This window comes from Acinetobacter sp. YH12218, from assembly GCF_013417925.1.
In the GTDB taxonomy this organism is placed as follows: Bacteria; Pseudomonadota; Gammaproteobacteria; order Pseudomonadales; family Moraxellaceae; genus Acinetobacter; species Acinetobacter amyesii.
Map to the genome: position 1 here is coordinate 11913 of NZ_VPDB01000040.1, position 18266 is coordinate 30178.

General features: G+C 37.9%; 17 protein-coding genes. 5 read left to right on the top strand and 12 right to left on the bottom strand.

What is annotated here, in order from left to right; genetic code table 11:
* The first annotated feature begins 32 nt into the window (after nt 1-32).
* Nucleotides 33-2426, top strand: coding sequence for a penicillin-binding protein 1B (gene mrcB / locus FTV03_RS11640; protein ID WP_180041488.1), 2394 nt, complete (start codon nt 33-35; stop codon nt 2424-2426).
* A complete protein-coding gene (locus FTV03_RS11645; protein WP_257220768.1) occupies nt 2368-2985 on the top strand; it encodes a tetratricopeptide repeat protein in 618 nt (205 codons plus the stop codon). Before mrcB ends, FTV03_RS11645 begins: the two co-directional genes overlap by 59 nt.
* Before the next feature lie 504 nt (nt 2986-3489).
* On the opposite strand, the gene FTV03_RS11650 is transcribed toward FTV03_RS11645, so the two are convergent.
* Entirely contained in the window at nt 3490-4389 is a 900-nt protein-coding gene (locus tag FTV03_RS11650; protein ID WP_180020835.1) for an NUDIX domain-containing protein, read from the bottom strand.
* A gap of 147 nt (nt 4390-4536) precedes the next feature.
* Here FTV03_RS11650 and hemP point away from each other — a divergent pair, with 147 nt between their 5' ends.
* Nucleotides 4537-4707 (top strand): hemin uptake protein HemP, encoded by a 171-nt coding sequence (gene hemP, locus FTV03_RS11655; protein ID WP_078189103.1) that lies wholly within the window; start codon nt 4537-4539, stop codon nt 4705-4707.
* A gap of 198 nt (nt 4708-4905) precedes the next feature.
* On the opposite strand, the gene FTV03_RS11660 is transcribed toward hemP, so the two are convergent.
* The 4 genes from FTV03_RS11660 to FTV03_RS11675 form a co-directional block, all read right to left on the bottom strand.
* Nucleotides 4906-6225, bottom strand: a complete 1320-nt coding sequence (locus FTV03_RS11660; protein ID WP_180020833.1) for a HAMP domain-containing sensor histidine kinase — start codon at nt 6223-6225, stop codon at nt 4906-4908.
* Nucleotides 6226-6229: 4 nt separating this feature from the next.
* The gene (locus FTV03_RS11665) at nt 6230-6898 is read right to left on the bottom strand and encodes a response regulator transcription factor (protein WP_180020831.1); all 669 of its coding nucleotides are present in this window, start codon (nt 6896-6898) and stop codon (nt 6230-6232) included.
* Between the two features lie 133 nt (nt 6899-7031).
* Entirely contained in the window at nt 7032-7394 is a 363-nt protein-coding gene (locus tag FTV03_RS11670; protein ID WP_180020829.1) for a NirD/YgiW/YdeI family stress tolerance protein, read from the bottom strand.
* 104 nt (nt 7395-7498) lie between these two features.
* Entirely contained in the window at nt 7499-9256 is a 1758-nt protein-coding gene (locus FTV03_RS11675) for a GspE/PulE family protein (RefSeq protein ID WP_180041489.1), read from the bottom strand.
* 187 nt (nt 9257-9443) lie between these two features.
* Here FTV03_RS11675 and FTV03_RS11680 point away from each other — a divergent pair, with 187 nt between their 5' ends.
* Nucleotides 9444-10415: a hypothetical protein gene (locus FTV03_RS11680; RefSeq protein WP_180020825.1), complete on the top strand. Its 972-nt coding sequence runs from the start codon at nt 9444-9446 to the stop codon at nt 10413-10415.
* A 39-nt stretch (nt 10416-10454) separates the two neighbouring features.
* On the opposite strand, the gene tsaA is transcribed toward FTV03_RS11680, so the two are convergent.
* Nucleotides 10455-11165, bottom strand: a complete 711-nt coding sequence (tsaA, locus tag FTV03_RS11685) for a tRNA (N6-threonylcarbamoyladenosine(37)-N6)-methyltransferase TrmO (RefSeq protein WP_180020823.1) — start codon at nt 11163-11165, stop codon at nt 10455-10457.
* Between the two features lie 106 nt (nt 11166-11271).
* Here tsaA and FTV03_RS11690 point away from each other — a divergent pair, with 106 nt between their 5' ends.
* Nucleotides 11272-12051 carry a ferredoxin--NADP reductase gene (locus FTV03_RS11690; RefSeq protein WP_078189109.1) on the top strand — a complete coding sequence of 260 codons (780 nt, stop codon included), beginning with the start codon at nt 11272-11274 and terminating at the stop codon, nt 12049-12051.
* Nucleotides 12052-12124: 73 nt separating this feature from the next.
* Here FTV03_RS11690 and FTV03_RS11695 read toward each other — a convergent pair whose 3' ends face one another.
* The 6 genes from FTV03_RS11695 to FTV03_RS11720 form a co-directional block, all read right to left on the bottom strand.
* The gene (locus FTV03_RS11695; protein ID WP_373685140.1) at nt 12125-12478 is read right to left on the bottom strand and encodes a hypothetical protein; all 354 of its coding nucleotides are present in this window, start codon (nt 12476-12478) and stop codon (nt 12125-12127) included.
* Nucleotides 12479-13030: 552 nt separating this feature from the next.
* Nucleotides 13031-13792: a hypothetical protein gene (locus FTV03_RS11700; protein ID WP_180020821.1), complete on the bottom strand. Its 762-nt coding sequence runs from the start codon at nt 13790-13792 to the stop codon at nt 13031-13033.
* Nucleotides 13793-14005: 213 nt separating this feature from the next.
* Nucleotides 14006-14818, bottom strand: a complete 813-nt coding sequence (locus FTV03_RS11705; RefSeq protein ID WP_257220770.1) for a PoNi-like cognate immunity protein — start codon at nt 14816-14818, stop codon at nt 14006-14008.
* Nucleotides 14819-14857: 39 nt separating this feature from the next.
* A complete protein-coding gene (locus tag FTV03_RS11710; protein WP_180020819.1) occupies nt 14858-15844 on the bottom strand; it encodes a PoNe immunity protein domain-containing protein in 987 nt (328 codons plus the stop codon).
* A 29-nt stretch (nt 15845-15873) separates the two neighbouring features.
* Nucleotides 15874-17223 (bottom strand): hypothetical protein, encoded by a 1350-nt coding sequence (locus FTV03_RS11715; protein WP_180020817.1) that lies wholly within the window; start codon nt 17221-17223, stop codon nt 15874-15876.
* A gap of 12 nt (nt 17224-17235) precedes the next feature.
* The coding region (locus FTV03_RS11720; RefSeq protein WP_180041490.1) for a type VI secretion system Vgr family protein at nt 17236-18266 on the bottom strand (1031 nt) is incomplete at its 5' end.

Here is an 18266-nt window from a genome sequence, read left to right on the forward strand (position 1 = left end):
TAGCAAAATTTCTCAGGGTCTTATCACTATTTATGAAGTCTGAACGTGGCATAGGCATAATTGCACTGATTTTTTCGCTGTTGATTATCGGCGGATTTCTCGTGTTCAGCATTTATCTTATTCGTCTAGATAATATTGTACGGGACAAATTCGAAGGTCAACGTTGGGATATTCCAGCCAAGGTATTTGCACGTCCTTTAGAAATTTATACCAATGCGCCTGTAAGCCAAGCAGACCTCAACCAAGAACTGAAACTTTTGGGCTATAACGCTCAAGATAGCTATGCGAAAACAGGGAGTTACGTTACTTCTGGCAATGTGACCTATATCCATACGCGTGGTTTTGACTTTGGTGATAGTGTCGACCCGGAACAAGTCCTTAAAGTGACCTTTGGTGAAGATCAAATCACTGAAGTAAGTGCGACTAAACCTTCAAGTAGTGGTATTGCCCGTTTAGAGCCGATGTTAATTGGTGGTATTTATCCTCAGCACAATGAAGACCGTGTGCTGATTAAACTTGATAAAGTACCTAAGCCTTTAATCCAAGCTTTAATTGCTACAGAAGACCGTAATTTCTATCAGCATCATGGTATTTCCATTCGTGGTACAGCACGTGCCATCGTGAGTAATGTCACAGGTGGTAAACGTCAAGGTGGTTCAACCCTCACTCAGCAATTGGTGAAAAATTTCTATTTATCGCCTGAGAGAACCATTAAGCGTAAGGCCAATGAAGCCTTAATGGCGATGCTGATTGAACTTCACTATGACAAAGATGAAATTCTTGAAGCTTATTTAAACGAAGTGAACTTAGGGCAAAACGGTAACTATTCCATCAATGGTTATGGTTTAGCTTCACAATTCTATTTTGGTTTACCGCTGCGTGAACTAAATATTGCTCAGCAGGCGTATTTAGTCGGTTTGGTTCAAGGTCCGACCCTATATAATCCGTGGAAAAACCCTGAAGGTGCGATTAAACGCCGTAATATTGTGTTAAACAATATGGTGGTGATGGGCTATTTAACTCAAGAACAATATGAAACTGAGTCAGCACGTCCATTAAATGTCATTACAAAACCAACATTGGGCCCTTCTCGCTTCCCAGACTATATGGATATCGTGCGTCGTCAACTGCGTACCGAATACCAAGAAAGCGATTTGACCAATCAAGGTCTTCGTATTTTCACCGCGATGGACCCGATTGCTCAAACTCGTGTACAAACTGCATTTAAAGAATCTGTGGCACGTTTAAGCAATGCTAATCCAGCACGTTTGAAAGAATTACAAGGCGCTGTACTGGTGTCTCATCCTGAAAATGGTGAATTGGTTTCAGCAGTGGGTTCAACGCAGGACTTTACTGGCTTTAACCGTACAATGGATGCTAAACGTCAAGTTGGTTCATTGCTAAAACCTGTGATTTACCTCAGTGCGATAGAATCCAACCGCTATAACTGGGCGAGTCAAATCGAAGACAGTCCGATCAGCATTCAAAGTGATGGCAAAGCTTGGACACCGAAAAACTATAGTGGTGGTGCACATGGTGTTGTACCAATGGTCGATGCCCTATCAAACTCTTATAACCTCTCTGCGGTACGCTTAGGTCAAGAGTTCGGTATGTCGACTTTTATTAACCATCTGAAAAAGTTTGGTGTGACGTCTAATATTCCAAACTACCCTTCGATTTACCTTGGTGCTATCGATATGTCACCGATGGAAGTGATGAGTGTGTATGGCAACTTTGCAACCGGTGGCTTCAAATATCCAGTGAAAGCTATTCGTTCAGTGGTCGATGCCAATGGTCGTTTATTAGATCGTTATAGCTTAACGGTACAACCGACTATTGCACCTGATGCAGCCTTTATCTTGAACTATGGTTTACAACAAGTCATGAGTTCAGGGACAGGCCGTTCTGCTTATGCATCATTACCAGCTTCACTCAAACTTGCAGGTAAATCAGGGACAACCAATGATACGCGTGACTCATGGTTTGCAGGTTATTCAGGTAATTATTTAAGTGTGGTTTGGTTAGGTTTAGACAACAACAAAGTTACAGGCTTAACTGGTTCGTCAGGAGCACTTCCGGTTTGGACCAATGTCATGAAGCAGTTACGTCAAAAGCCAGTTAATTTACGTCAACCAGACAGCGTACAGTGGCATTGGTTAGACCGTTATTCAGGTAATTTATCTGCACAGCATTGTACAGGTGCGATGTATATTCCTCTGTCGCGCAACTCTATTCCAAATCAAGCGACGGCATGTGGTTCGACACAATATGAAGTAGAACCTTACACAGTTGATACTGAAGAGACGCAGCCAACTCAGGAACAAAATGATAGTTTAGGTGACTACATTCGTGAAAGTGATGTCGATAATGACCAGGGTTCATCTGATCAACCTCGCATCATCTCAAGTGGAGAGTATACAAATTAAATTGCAAAACATTAAAGTTTTAAAAACGTTCAGTATTCTGAGCGTTTTGACGATCATTTTGGCTGGTTGCCAAACCATAGTCGAACCTGAGCAAAAGCCGCCTGCTCCACCTGAAAAAAAGGCAGATATCCATGACTCTTCTGGGGTCATTATTACGCCATATGACCATCCAGAAATTAAACGTCAACGCATCGTTATTCCTGAGCAGAAAACCCAAATTCAAAAATTTGATGATGGTCGTGACTTGCCTGCATTCAAAAAATTGATGCAAACTACGCAAACCGCTTATGCCAATGGAAAATGGAATGAAGCTGAAAGTGCGGCAACTCAAGCACAGCGTTTGGCACCACAATCTGCGGAAACTTTTTTATATTTGGCAATGATCGCCAATCGAAAAAATCAGCCTGCGAATGCAGAATCGTTGGCACTGCGTGGATTAAGCTATGCTCAAACCAAGCCGATGAAACAACAGCTTTGGAATGTTGTTTTAAAAGCCGGTCAAATGCAAAAGAAAAGCAGCACCATTCAAAAAGCACAACAAGCAATTAAAGCTCTTTAAGCACCCCGTAAAAAAGCTTGATCTTAATTGAGATCAGGCTTTTTTATTCATTACATACTAAAAGTAAGTTTATTTCTAAAAGTTATTTTAAATCTGAATATCGACTTTCAAATACAAATTTAATTCAATGCACGTATTTTTAACTGATGTTACGCACCTAAAAGTAATTTCGCATATTAAAAATGAATTTTAAGTCTATTCAACGGTGTCTTACATCTAGGGTTTGAATAAAGGGATTAGCCTTCGGCTGGAGGTACTCTTACAAAACAATGGTTCTCATTAGGCAAAATGAGAAGCGTGCTTCGCAAGGAAACCATCTTGCGGTGCAATGCACCTCACCGACAAAACTCGTTCACTAGCGTCAAATTATTCAAAGTATCGCAAAACCATTTTTGATTAGAAGGAGTCCTATCTCAAACACTTGCGGATGACCTTACCGTGTATCATTCTTTTATCTGAAGCAAACTGTGCGTCTGATGTTACTGCGTAACATCAGTTTTTAATTTAAAAACTGCGAATACCGGCCACCCCATAAGCATGGTGTTGCTGTGCAATAGGTAGCAATTCAGGACGCATTCCACCTAAAGCAAAAACAGGGATTTCTATGCTTCGTGCAATCTCAGAAAAATGCGCCCATCCCATTCCTTGCGCCTCAGGATGACTTTGTGTCGCCAGAACTGGGCTCATAAAAATAGCATCACAGCCAATTTTTTGCGCATGCAGCACAGAAACTTGATCATGACAAGCTGCGATATAGCGCTTCCCAAGCTGTAAATCACCTTTATTTTTTTTCAGCAATTGGTACTGCTTAAGATGTAAAGCCGAAATATGTGCTTGCACCTCTGTAGAGAGCAATGACCATAGATCTTCATTAATCATCAGTTGTTTTAAAATCACTGTTGGTAATTGATTTAATGCCTCTGCATTTTCTGCGCTGGCATCGACTCGCCAATAATACAAAAGCGTCTCTTGAAGCGTTTCAAATGTTGGTAGATCAGCAGTGATTTTGATCTGTTGCTGCCAATATAAACGCTGCAAAATAGCTTGATTGGCCTTTGGAAAATTCAAGCTCATCAGTTGTTGACGCGAATACCAGGCCCATGGCTTTTGGATTTCATTCAGCAACGCATGCGGGACGGTGGCATGAAATAAATGTAATTTCACAATAACATCATCATATTCATGTTGAATAAAATCAAAAGCATGCCAGTCGTGTAAACCGATGCCAACTTCTTCAAAAATTTCACGACGACACGCTTGTTCAGGACTTTCACCCTGCTCGACTTTACCACCCGGAAACTCATGTTTATTGCCCTGATGTTGTTTTGCTTCACGCCAACCCACCAGTACTTTGTCTTGATGCAATAAAATCGCAATGGCGACATCAATTTGCGGTTTCGACATAGTTCCTTGCTCTCTGCTCTGTTCCAATTGATAACCAAGTGTAAGCAAATTTATCTTTTTTATAAAATCCTAAAATTACCGTTGACAGGCCTATTCGATAATGATTATCATTTAAACCATTCAGAAATACACCACGGAGTCGACGGAATGAACGCACCATTTAGCCTTTTTACTCGTAGCAATGAAGCACACCACTCACTGCCTATGCTACATTCAAACAACCTTTTTGCCTTAGGACGTGAAATTCGAATTATGCATGCAGGTGAAGAATATCGACTACGTTTAACACGAAATAATCGCCTTATTTTGACCAAATAATTTCTGATAAAAATAATAATTATCAGCGCAATAAAAATAATCGTGGACACAAGCAGTAAGCCATTCGCTTACTGCTTTTTTAAGTTTTGTACTTAGTTAAATTAAGTTTTATAGCTACTCAAACTTAATTTAAATCGCAACACTCATCTTCCTCTCACAACACTCTTTCGTTCAAATTCAATAGAGCAAATCGTGTTTTTAGCGGATTGGAAAAGTGAGTTGTACCTTTAAGCCGCCCAGTTCAGAGGCATCCACACTGAATTGACCTTGATGTAACTGTACAATTTTTTGTGCAATTGAAATGCCTAAACCTGAACCTTGTGTCTTTGTTCCTAATACGCGGTAAAACCGTTCGCCAATGCGTTGCAATTCTGCGGCTGTCAGTCCTGCACCTTGATTTTCAATCGTCCAAGCCGCCTGCTGTGCTGTTACCGTTAAATCAATCTTGACCTGTCCTTGCTCAGGACTATAGCGGATGGCGTTATCGACTAAGTTTCGCAGACAGCTAAACATCAATTCGGCATTCATAGCAAACCGTACAGTGTGACTCTGTAGCTTCAATTCGATCTGCTTTTCTTCAATAAACGGCTGTAAAGCATCAATGACTTGTAAACTCAGCTGTTCTAAGTCGTCCTGTTTTTTATCTAATTGCTCCGATTGCGTCGGGTCGAGCCGCGCCAAAATCAGTAGATTTTCTAAAACCCTTGTCCCTCGATTAACATCGTGCTGTATGCTCAATAAATCGTGCTGAATGTCAGGATATTTCCGTTTTAATACCTGAAGTCGCATTTGAATCGCAGACAATGGTGAGCGTAATTCATGTGAGGCATCTGAGGTAAAACGCTGTTCCGCCTCTAAGGCTTGATCTAATCGGCTTAATAAAAAATTCAGCTGTATTTGGATCGGCTCTAGTTCCTGTAATACAGGTTCAGGTAAGACGATGGCTTGTAGGTCATCTACATTTTTTTCAGCGATTTGTTTTGAAAATAGCTGTAAAACTTTCAATTGACGTTTAATCAAAATATGCAGTAATAGCCATTGGATTAACCAGACAATCAACAGAATCCCTGCATAGCCTAGTACGCTTTGCAGCGTTTCCCTCAGCCGTGTTTTCATCGGTTGAACGATTTGTACGGTTAATCCATCGTCCTGAAGTGCATAGCTACGCCAAAGCGCGCCTTCTCTCCATTGATAATGCAACCCTTGTTTTAAATTGGGCTGATGTTCAAATGCTGTGTGTTGTTCCGATGTGGTTAAGACTTGCGACCCTTGCATGAGTTGATATTGCATATCAAACTCTTCACTCAGTTCATCTATTTGTTCGTCTTGCTTCAGCGTTAGATCAGTAGCAGTAAGCATATCTGCCACTTCGTCCATCAGGGCATCGTGTACATTCATGATGTGATACAAACCAAATCCCAACATCAGACACAGAGAGATTGCTCCCGCCCAAATTGCACTGAGCAGTGAGGTTTTAATCAGTTGCGACTGTAAGGAAATGCTTTTTTTATCACTCATAGACTTAACTTTGTTGCGGAAGATTCATGCGATAACCCAAACCCCTTAAGGTTTTAATGTAATCACTGCCAATCTTCTTACGCAATTGGTAAATAAAAACTTCGATCGCATTACTTTCAACTTCATCGCCCCAAGCATAGAGTGATTCTTCGAGTTGGCTACGCGTCATAATATGCTCTGGATTCAACATCATCTTATGCAAAATTTGATATTCACGCGAAGTCAACGTAATCAATTCCGCATTTTTACGCAGCGTTTTGGCATGTACATCTAAACTTAAATCACCAAAAGTCAGACAATTATCACGCTGCTGATGATGCAAGCGTAATTGGGCACGTACCCTTGCTGACAACTCTTCTAAGCTAAACGGTTTCACCAAATAATCATGGGCTCCCAGATCTAAACCTTCAACACGATCTGCAATACTGTCCCGAGCAGTAATGAATAAAACTGGTGTAAACGGATGCAACTGTACGATACGTTTTAAAATTTCATCACCAGTTACTTTTGGTAAGCCACGATCTAAAAGTATGCAATCATATTGATGTTGTTCTAAAGCCAAAATAGCGTGATCGCCGCGATCAACCCAATCGACACTATAGCCATCCATTTCAAGCCATGTTTTTATACTGTCTGCTTGGGATGCATCATCTTCTGCCAATAAAATTCGCATCTTACCTACCCTATTTCTATGGTCACGACTTCAGTGTATCGAACTTTTGCTCATATCTGCTCATAACATAAAAAAACCACAGCAAGCCGTGGTTTTTTTCATGGAGCAGCACTGTATTGAATGACAGGCTAAATTAAAATCTTACTTGATCGACATCCACTTCAACGCGTTTTGTTGGTTTGTAATCAATGTCGATTTCACCAATGAGCGTTACCGGTGTTTTAGCTGAAATTGCTTTGCCTTGCCAAAGTTCATCATCAATATCCACTGTAATGCTGCCTGTGCTATCGCGGAACTGATATTTTTCATCGCCCATCGATTTCACAACATAACCTTTCAATTGAACCTTACTGTCATCTTTTAAGCCTAAGGCATGTTTCACTGATGTGGTTTTCATCGGTGCAACAGCTGTTTGATTAACTGCTGTATTCGCGACTGCAACCGATGCCACACCTGCAAATGCTAAACCACATACCAATTGAGTGAATGTTTTCATCTTCGATCTCTCTTACTTTGTCTATTTCGATAGCGCTATTTAAACAAAGCAAGATGAGTCGAATCTTAAGCTGCAAAGACGTTTTTATTTATTTGATCGAACCATTAGTTGAGCGGTACGACACGCAGAACTTCTTCTAAAGTCGTCACACCTGCAAGTACTTTACGCGCACCTGCAATTCGTAATGGTTCGACATGCTCTTTACGTGCCTGTGTACGTAATTGGGTTAAATCTGCATTGGCACCAATCAATTGCTTGGTTTCAATACTGAGCGGCATAAATTCATAAATCCCCACACGGCCTTTATACCCCGTTTGACGACATTCATCACAGCCCACCGCCTCGTAGACAAAATCAGGCATTTGTATCGCATATTCAAAGGTCAAATGTTTCCACTCTTGTTCATTGATAAAAGTCTCACGCTTACAATGTGGACAGAGTTGACGAACCAAACGTTGTGCCAAAACCCCTAAAATGGTCGCTGCCGTTAAAAAAGGCTGAATCCCCAGATCATGTAATCGCGTCAAACTCGATGGTGCATCATTGGTATGTAAAGTTGAAAGCACCAAATGACCTGTTAATGCAGCTTGGATTGCCATATTTGCCGTATCATGATCTCGGATCTCCCCGACCATGATAATGTCAGGGTCTTGACGCATTAAAGCCCGTACACCATCAGCAAAGCCTAAATCAATCCCTGTATTCACCTGCATTTGGTTAAAGCTCGGCTCTAACATCTCAATCGGGTCTTCAATCGTACAGACATTCACTTCTTCAGTTGCCAATTGCTTGAGCGATGAATAAAGCGTGGTGGTTTTACCCGAACCCGTCGGACCAGTCACTAAAATAATACCGTGACTATGACTGGTTAAGGCCTTCCAATCATCTAACAGACGCCCTTCAAAACCGAGCTGTTGGAAACTACGTACCAAGACTTCAGGGTCAAAAATACGCATAACCAACTTTTCACCAAAGGCCGTTGGCAACGTCGATAAACGCAGCTCTGTTTCTTGGCCTTTGGGTGTACGGGTTTTTAAACGTCCATCTTGCGGTTTACGTTTTTCAGCCACATTCATCCGACCTAAGATCTTAATTCGCGAGACCACGGCTGTCAGGGTATTTGCGGGCATGTTGTAGATGGTATGCAATACGCCATCGATACGAAAACGCACCTTTCCTGTATCTTTACGCGGCTCGAGGTGAATATCACTTGCACCTTGTTCGAAGGCAAACTGTAAGACCCAATCGACAAGCTTCACAATATGCTGATCATTGGCATCTGGATTTTGTGTATCACCTAATTGTAATAGCGCTTCAACGCCTTTATTTTCACGGTCATAACTCGATGATTTTTGCGAATTACTGACCGCACGACTCACTTGGTAATATTCAACCAAGTAGCGCTGTAGTTGATCTGGACTGAGTAATACACGTTGAATCTTTCGTGGTAAAACTGTTCTTTCTAAATTGGCAATCCATTCATTTTTATAAGGTTGATCCGTTGCAATCAACACATGCTCATTTTGTAATTCAACCGCTAAAATGCGATTTCGTACTGCAAATTCCTGCGACATAATGGCTGTCAAAGCAGGCACATCAGCTTTTAAAGGATCGATAATATAAAACGGCACACCAGACTTTTCTGCCAACCATTGACAGAGTCTATTGAGTGTTAAGGTAGACTGCGAATGACTCTGATCGACTAAATTAAAATTGGCAATCCATTGTAGAGGATGCCATTTCAACTGCTCACGCTGACGGTGCGTGGTTTGAATCAGCATTTTGTCGCGTTCAGTAATTCGTCCATCTTTTTGTAATTGGTCTAAACACCAAGAAGTGTCAATTTCAAAATTAAAAGTCATTGTTCTATGTTCCCCAAACATAGAACTACTATAGCAAAAAAATTCTAAAGGCACGCTTGTGTCATTTGTGTTTTGCACATAGGTTTTCTGAAAGCATACTATTTTTTTTATTAATAAAAACATTCATAAATTTAAGCTATAATAAATTTGCCTCTCAGGGCTTTATAACAACGATATAAGAAGATTTATGATGAAAATAAAAATATTAGCAATTTATACGATGACTATTCTTAGCATAACTGCCTGCGGCAGTGGCGGTGGAAGCTCTACATCTAATAATAATTCCAGTGAAAATCCACCAGTACCAAATGCTGCTTTCCAACAGTGGTCAACTTTTGAACTCGACAGTGAAAGTGATGTGCTGTCATACGAAAGTGATACTGCAACTATCGATAATGGTAAATTATATACTTCAGAAAGTAGCGATTCATTTATGGTCACAACGAATGGCTTGTATGATGAAGGATCTCTACACAGTTCGTATGGCTATCTGAATGGCAATATATCCATTGCAAATAATGTGTGGACGCTAAGTCCTCATTCCTCTATTAATTCATCAGGTCTAAAAATTACAACAACAATGAAATCTTTCAATCTTGAAGGTGAAATCATTGCCTCTCAAGTTGATGCCTATAATTATTGGATCATAAAAAATAATATTACTGATTCAAGCAACTATATTTCTAACGATGCTCTCAAATACTTAACAGCTATTTCAAATATTAAGTTTCCCGCTGGTTCTCGCTGTTTACAATTAAATAAAGTATCAAATAGTGAACAGTATTTAGATTTAACAGATTCCTCAGATAGTGAAAGTCAAAGTTTTTTAGCTGACTGGTGGGCTGATCTTAGTACAGATATTACTGCGAAAAAATACATCATGAAAGATACTGTAGCCTATACCGTAGCTGATGATGAGAGTGAATATGGCGTAGCTCAATATAAAAATCGTTTCTATGACGCTTACCCATCTCCTAAAGGAGTGGAATACAATATGCAGGATTTAATTAAGATTATTGATAATTGGATAAATACTTCAACAAATCCTACTCAAAAAACTCAATTTTTAGAGTTTAAACAATTAGCTGAGAACTCTTGCAGCATGTATAACGATGTTGCTCTTAACGCAATCAAACAAAGTTTTGCAGCAAATAAATAATTTACACATTTAATAAAAAAGGAGCTAAAAGCTCCTTTTTTATTGAGATATATCAATAATCAGAATTTGTAGATCACAGACCTGAAATTTTACATTCAATCCACCAAATAACATGCCATACACACGTTCATCATCATGCTGATAAGCAGGACGTGGATCTAAACTCAATACTTGTTCCAGTTCTGCTGTTAATTGTTCGGTTAAATTGCCATTATTCAAAAATACCTGTTTTTGTTGCTCAGCGTGCTCTGACCAAATCACAGATTTTCTTTCTGGCTCATCCTGCGCATAACCGCTTTGCGCATCCATAACTGCATCTGAATATTGAATATAGGGTTTGATATCTAAAATTGGTGTTCCATCCAACAAATCACTACCGACCACATAGACACATACCGATTTTCCGACTTTTTTCACTCCTTTGAGCTGCACAACCGACAAGCCCATAGGTGACGGTCGGTACATACTTCGTGTCGCAAATACCCCGATTTTTTGATTACCACCTAAACGCGGAGGACGAACTTGCGGACGAAATTTTGTCGAATCTGCATTTTTATTTTCATGAAACTGCCAAATCAGCCAAAGATGACTAAAATCATCAATCCCTTCGAAAGCCAATAAATCGTTATAAGGTTCTAGCATTTCAATATAAGATTCGACTTGCACCAAATTCGGCTGACGTGGAATACCAAATTTTTCTCGGTAGGGAGATTTCATATACCCGATAATTGGCATTTTAAGCTCAGACATAATCACTTTTTCTGATAAGTTCAATTAAATATATTCAGTTTATCGAGAATGATTTTAGATTAGAATAGTAAGCTGTTCTAATTTGATAATTTTATTGAGACCTTTAATGGCTGCTTTTAACGTCGAAAAGATTACTCACGTCCACCATTGGAATGACACTTTATTCTCTTTTAAAACCACTCGCGATACTGCGTTACGTTTTAAAAACGGTCAATTTGTGATGATCGGCCTTGAAGTAAATGGTAAGCCTTTAATGCGCGCTTATTCTATTGCAAGCGCAAACTATGAAGAAGAATTAGAGTTTTTCTCTATTAAAGTTCCAGATGGTCCTTTAACGTCTATTTTACAAAAAGTAAAAGTTGGCGATGAAATTTTAGTATCTAAAAAACCTACAGGTACGTTGGTTCTAGATGACTTAAACCCTGGTAAAAACTTATACCTACTTTCTTCAGGTACAGGTCTTGCACCGTTCCTTTCTGTAATTCGTGACCCTGAAACTTACGAACGTTTTGAAAAAATCATCGTTGTACATGGTACACGTTTCATTTCGGAATTGGCTTATCAAGATTTAATCTTAGATGAAATTCCTAACCACGAATTCTTTGGTGAATTAGGCGCGAAAGAAAAATTGGTTTACTACCCTACGGTAACTCGTGAAGAATTCCATACTCAAGGCCGTGTAACTACTGCCATTGAATCTGGTCAACTTTTCGAAAAAATTGGGCTTCCACGTTTCAACCCTGAAACTGACCGCGCAATGCTTTGCGGTTCACCTGCATTCCTAGACGACGTTGCTGCACTACTTGACCAGCACGGTCTGAAAGAATCTCCTAAGATGGGCGTTCTAGGCGACTACGTGATTGAACGTGCATTCGTTGAAAAATAATTAGCTGAAAATTAAAAAGCGCATGTCATCATGCGCTTTTTTTTTATCTATATGCCACTAATGACTGATACAGCTATTTTTCTTCTTTTACCTTCAATTCATCAATAATTTTTGCTCTCCACTCTAAACCTTTCTCAGTAGCATCAGGTAATTCATTCGATAAATTAATTTCCACACTGTCATCTGGATATATATGTACAGCTAAATATTTTTTATCTTTTAAATTTTCATTCGTCAATGTGGGGACATTGGTTGCAATATGCTTTTTAGAGCTATTACCTTCTCCCCATTTAATATATTGAGTTCCTGTTATCACTGCTGATCTTTTCGTTCCACTACCTAGCCCTCCACCTAACTCTTCTCCATTTAATTCAACAATATAAGGAATATATCTTGCATCATAACCATAAGATGTTGTGGTCAACACATAAGTTTTTGTTGAATTAGTATTACACCCTATTAAAATTATTGCTGAAAGTATGATAAGTATTAAATTCGTTTTTAAAAATTCATCATTATCCTTTAAAAAATATGGGGTTTTAATTTATTTAATTAAAAATAATAATCAAAGAAAATTTAAAATATTATCTATTAGAAACGAAGAACCAAAAGGAAACTCTATCCTATTTATCACCATCAAGCTGCCAGTACACATACCCATCCATTCCAACATACCTCGAATGGCATCTACTTATTCAGTCAGATACCAAATCGTTAGACCCCAAGGGTTATCTTTAATCTCAGGCATAACATCACCCTGTTTAAAATAACGTTTTTCCATGTTATTCGCAGGACTATACCATTCACCTATTTTAGGGCAAATTTGTCCTACTTCGCTTCTTAGCGTTTTTGCACATGGGTTACTTATATCATTTTGGAAGGTACAAATTCTCTGGAAAATTTAACCAAATCTTTTGGATAAATCATATGTGTTATTTCGCTATCATTTATCAACACACATCAGACAACACAAATCATTTCAGCTTCGATCGGTAAACTTGCCCCCTTCATTTGCGACTCTTTCAATCAAGTACCAATCTGTTTTCTCATAATATGTTTCATAAGTTTCTGGATCTATTGTAGTGGGAATTACACTACCAAAACCTCTATCATCTTCATTACTATGAGCCATAAATTCTATTCGGTTCGGCACAAATTCGGAAATATATAAACCTTTTATCGCAACTTTTTCATTCGATTTTACTTTAATACTTTGATTTATACGATAAATGGGATATGACACAGGAATATTAATTTTTGAAATATCAAATATTTCATCAACAATACTTTCTTGATTCCAATACGTTGGATAGGTATTTTCAATAATGAATGCCTCGGCCTTAGCCTTTGTATAAAAATCCCAACATTCTTTCACATTTTCATGAGGTAGTTCATCCATCCATTTTTTTGAAAACTCACTCATACCTTTGTCATTCGATCGAATCTCTGATGCGCAATCTAAATATGTTAGATCGCCTTCTTTTATTCTTATATAAGCAAAATCTAAAGTATCCATGGTTTTTCTTAAAAGCGGTAAAACCGTCCCTCCCCAATTGATGTCAACTTGCTCTGGCATTGGAAAATCCAGATAATTACAGGGTAGATTTCTCATACAAACGGCAAACAGCAATTCCAAACGATCTAAAAAAGATTGATAGTTATTTCTCATGCTATAAAAAAATTCTTTAGAACTAAAATGTTCTAATAAATATAAAAATTTAGGATCGATTTTAAAATTCATATTCAGCCTAAAATTAATGCCCCGAAGGGCATATTTTATTTATTCTTCACCATTAAAATACCAGTACACTTCACCCCAATCTGCCTTAGAAAGTGTTGGTAACATTTCACCTCTTAACACATGAACGCGTGAATCCACTTGTGCAGGGGTTGTCCAATAGCCCGTTTTTGGGGATTTTTCGCCAGCTTTGACTTTTAATACAGTTAGTTTGTCTTATGTTACTTCAGATTGAGTATTATTTTTACGAGCCCATGCAACTATATCTTTAGGATAAAACAAATGTTTATGTAAAGAACTGTCATCCAAATCTAGTAAATAAACAAGAGCTGCTGCTTCAAAAGCCCAATAACCAACATATGAATAATTATCTAAATTTAAATGACTATTGTACCAAAGTGTATTTTTATGCATTTGATACCACTCAGCCAAATATTCATCCAACAGTTCAATCGCATGATTTTTGTTATTTTTAATTATTACATTATCAATCACATCGCATAATATTGAAAAATTATAACTATATATCCCATCTCTTTCAGTATCTGGATGATTAGAATCCGTTAGTTTTAAAAACTTATTAATCACTTCATCTTCACTAAAAGTTCCTCCATCCTCGCCATTGATTAATTGTTTAATTGTAGATAATAAATTATTTTTATTTAGCAATACTGCTAAGCTAATTGTAGTTAATGCAATAAAACCACCTTCACCACCAATAACAACTGGCTTTTTACTTGCTTTAAAAACTCCTAATGCTTCTGCTTGTTTTTCATAACCTTCTATTACTTTTTCAAATAATGGAGATATTTCTTCTATTGGCTTTCCTGCAGTATAATGAAGATATAATAAAGAATGATAGATCCATGTAATAGATTGCCATCTTGAAGCTTCTCCACAATTATATTGATCATCTTCAAATGCATCACTTTCTAAATATAAGGGTATTCCTTCTTCATTGTATTTTTTAGTCTTTAAATAATACTCTTCAGTTAAAAAAATCTGTCTTTTATATTTATCGAAATTCATATTAATCCTAAAATTAATGCCCCGAAGGGCATGTTTTATTTATTCCTCACCATTAAAATACCAGTACACTTCACCCCAATCTGTTTCAGAAAGTGTTGGTAACATTTCACCTCTTAACACATGAACGCGTGAATCTTCTTGTGCAGGGGTTGTCCAATAGCCCGTTTTTGGGGATTTTTCGCCAGCTTTGACTTTTATTACAGTTAGATTCTCTTGGGTTACTTCAGATTGAGTATTATTTTTACGAGCCCATGCAACTATATCTTTAGGATAAAACAAGTGCTTATGTAAGGAACTATCATCTAAGTCTAGTAAATAAACCAAAGCAGCTGCTTCAAAAGACCAATAACCACAATATTTTAGTTCTTCTGCAGGCTCTAAATGACTATTAAACCAAAGTGCATTTTTATTCATTTGATACCAATCAGCTAAGTATTCATCTAAATATTTAACAGCAGTTTCTTTATTATTTTTAACTAGCACATTATCAATCACATCACATAATTTTGAATAACCTAATGCAAATAAATTTCCTTCGTTAAATGTTGGATGTGAAGGATCATTAAGTTTAAAAAATTTATTAATAATTTCATCTTCACACGTATGACTTTCACCCTCACCATTGACTAATGAATGTATACGATCAAATAAATCATTTCGATTTAATAAAAAAGCCAGACCAAGTATATTTAACGTTTCATTTTGAGTTGGAATGACAGAAGGTTTTTTTGACTTATGGAAGATAGCTAAGGCTTCAGATTGTTTTTCAAAACCTTCTATAACTTTTTCAAATAAGGGGATAACTTCCCCTATAGATTTTCCTGCTGTGTATACAAGGTAAAGTAGAAAAGAATAATCATGTGTTATAAGCGTCCAACGCCTATCTTCACCACAATTGTATTGATCATCTTCAAACGTATCACTTTCTTTCCAAAAATCAACGTCTTCTATATAAAAATCATAGGCACTTTTATAATAGTCTTCAGTTAGAAATTGTTGTCTACGTCGTTCTGTAAAATCTAACATTGTTGATTCCTCATTTTAATCATCTAATTTTATTTCGTATAACCATTTTTGGTATTTGCTCGAGTAACTCGATTGTTCAGAGCCTCATCAATTTTAGCTGCACCCCAAAAATTTGATGGTGTATGTTCATTTAGATGCTTTGTATGATCAATAGGTTGCTGATCTTGAATAGAAACGGCTAACGTATTTAAATGCTCCACAGTTTCAGGATGAGCATAATTAAAATAAAGTAAATGACGGCTGTAACTAGGTAGAACTTGTCTTTTTTCTACAATAGATAAGCGTGCTTCAACCCATTTTTCACTCATTTGCTGATTACTCAAATACTTCTGCTTTGGCACAAGTTTCTTTTCAGAACGTTTATCTTTTTTGGCATCAGTCCTTTCTTTATGTCGATCTCTTGTATCTTGTTGCTTATCTAAATCATTCAATAAAGAACCTGGTCCTGTTCCCTTCCCCATACTTAAACTTGCTTTGGCCTCAATCACGGCATAGGTCTTGGTATTCATTATACCAAGATCTTTTTTATCAGACTTCCAAATCGCATCAATTCCTTGATCATGAATTCCTACATGCAGTTTAGTCATTGTGCGTTGTAGTTTTTCATTGGGTTTACTGCCTGAATCATGGGAAACCTTGATTCCTAATTTATTAGCAACCCAATAATCAGCCATATGTTCACCTACACCTCCAACTTCTAAATTAGATAAAACTTTTGAAATATCGGTCTTTGACAGTGTACGGCCTTTAGTGCCTTTGCCATCTCCATTTTGCCCTGTTTTTCCATTGTAAGTCGTACCATGAGCGGAACTATTTTGATGACCATTTCCATTACTGTTTTGTCTTCGATCAGCAGAAGTCTTTGGTACTTTGGATTTCCAATGCAAGACTTTTCTTGCCAACAATTGTATTAGTGATGATATTGAGTTCTCTAAGAAATTAAACGTAAGCTCTATACTTTGATTAACCCAATACTTTGCCCATCTACTATCAATATTATTATTCGAAGCATTAATAGAAGCCTGCTTACCACTTCGAATTAATTCCCTTATTTTCTTATCACTGATTACTTCTGCCAACCATTTTTCAGGATCTCCATGAATTTTACAGTGCGTCATAATAAAACGAATTAATTCAAACAAAATTTCTGGCTTTCTATTGACTATTCTTAGACCTGCTTTGACTCCATCTCCAGGTCCAGGAATAAACCCAATAATACACAACGCAACTTCGAAGTAATGATCATCTGATTTTTCTTGATATAGGTTATAGGATGCTCTAGCTAGATCAGCCACATCAAGTGCAATACCTGCCGGTGAAAAACCTATAGCTATAGCCTGAGTAATTGTTGCGACATCATCTTTATTTAAATCAACCATATAAAAACCTATTTAGTCTTCTAAATCCCAATCTTTTAATAATTCTTCAAGCTCGATCTCATCTTGAGCAGTAAAAGTTTCTAATGCATTATCTTCCAGAACTTCAATTTCAACTTCGCGTTGATCTTCTCCATACCAGACTGTATAAGATTCATTGAGGGGAATATTAGGAATTTTTGCGAAGCCTTTATCATCCAAATGACCTTTAAACTCTTGACCACTTTCAAAAATTACAAGATAAGGTGCATTTTTCATAGGTTCCAAATCAGGCCAATGATAATTCAGCTCTAAAAAGTTCTTTAGATCCCCTAATGCGGGTAAACTGTAATTAACTTGTTGTCCGCCCACAAACTTATGCTGCCCCGCCTTTACCTCAAATTTCGCTGCAGTTGTTGGAAATATTCCTGCACTAGTAATTTTAAGTTGTGACCCACCAGCGGTAAGAATAATTTCCTTTGGACTTTTTATATCAACATTTTCTTCTGTGGAAATAATTTGAATACCCTTTCGTGCAATCAAATCAGCCCCATCTCCTTGGGCTTGGATTTCAACTTTGCCTTTGCCTGCATACGCACGCAATCCTTCTTGTGCCGCAAATAGACTGATCTTGCTTTGTGCATGGGCAATTAAAGATTTTTGGCTACTGAGGTTGATGCTATCGCCTGCACTTTGGCTGATCTGTCCATCGGCTGAAAGATGAATATCTTCCTGACTACTCACAGCAATTGAGTTTGGTGCAGATAAAATCATTAAGGCTTGTTTAAAGGCATCAGCTTTTTCTTTACTGCCTTTTTCGATTTGTCCAAGGAAGTTTTTCAGGTTATCCAAGACTTCAAGTGGGTCAGTTTGTTGATTTTTCGCCACTTCACTTAAGGCTTTACTGCTGTTTAAATTGGCTTCGATTTGATCTTTTGCAGCTTGTGCGTCGAGGTGCATTGCCGCTGCTTGTTGTTGTGGGTGTGTGCTGACAAGGAGCCCTTGTCCTGCTCGCACTGCACCCCATTGGTCGGTTCTCAGTTCAAAGCCTTCACCTCGCCCTGCAC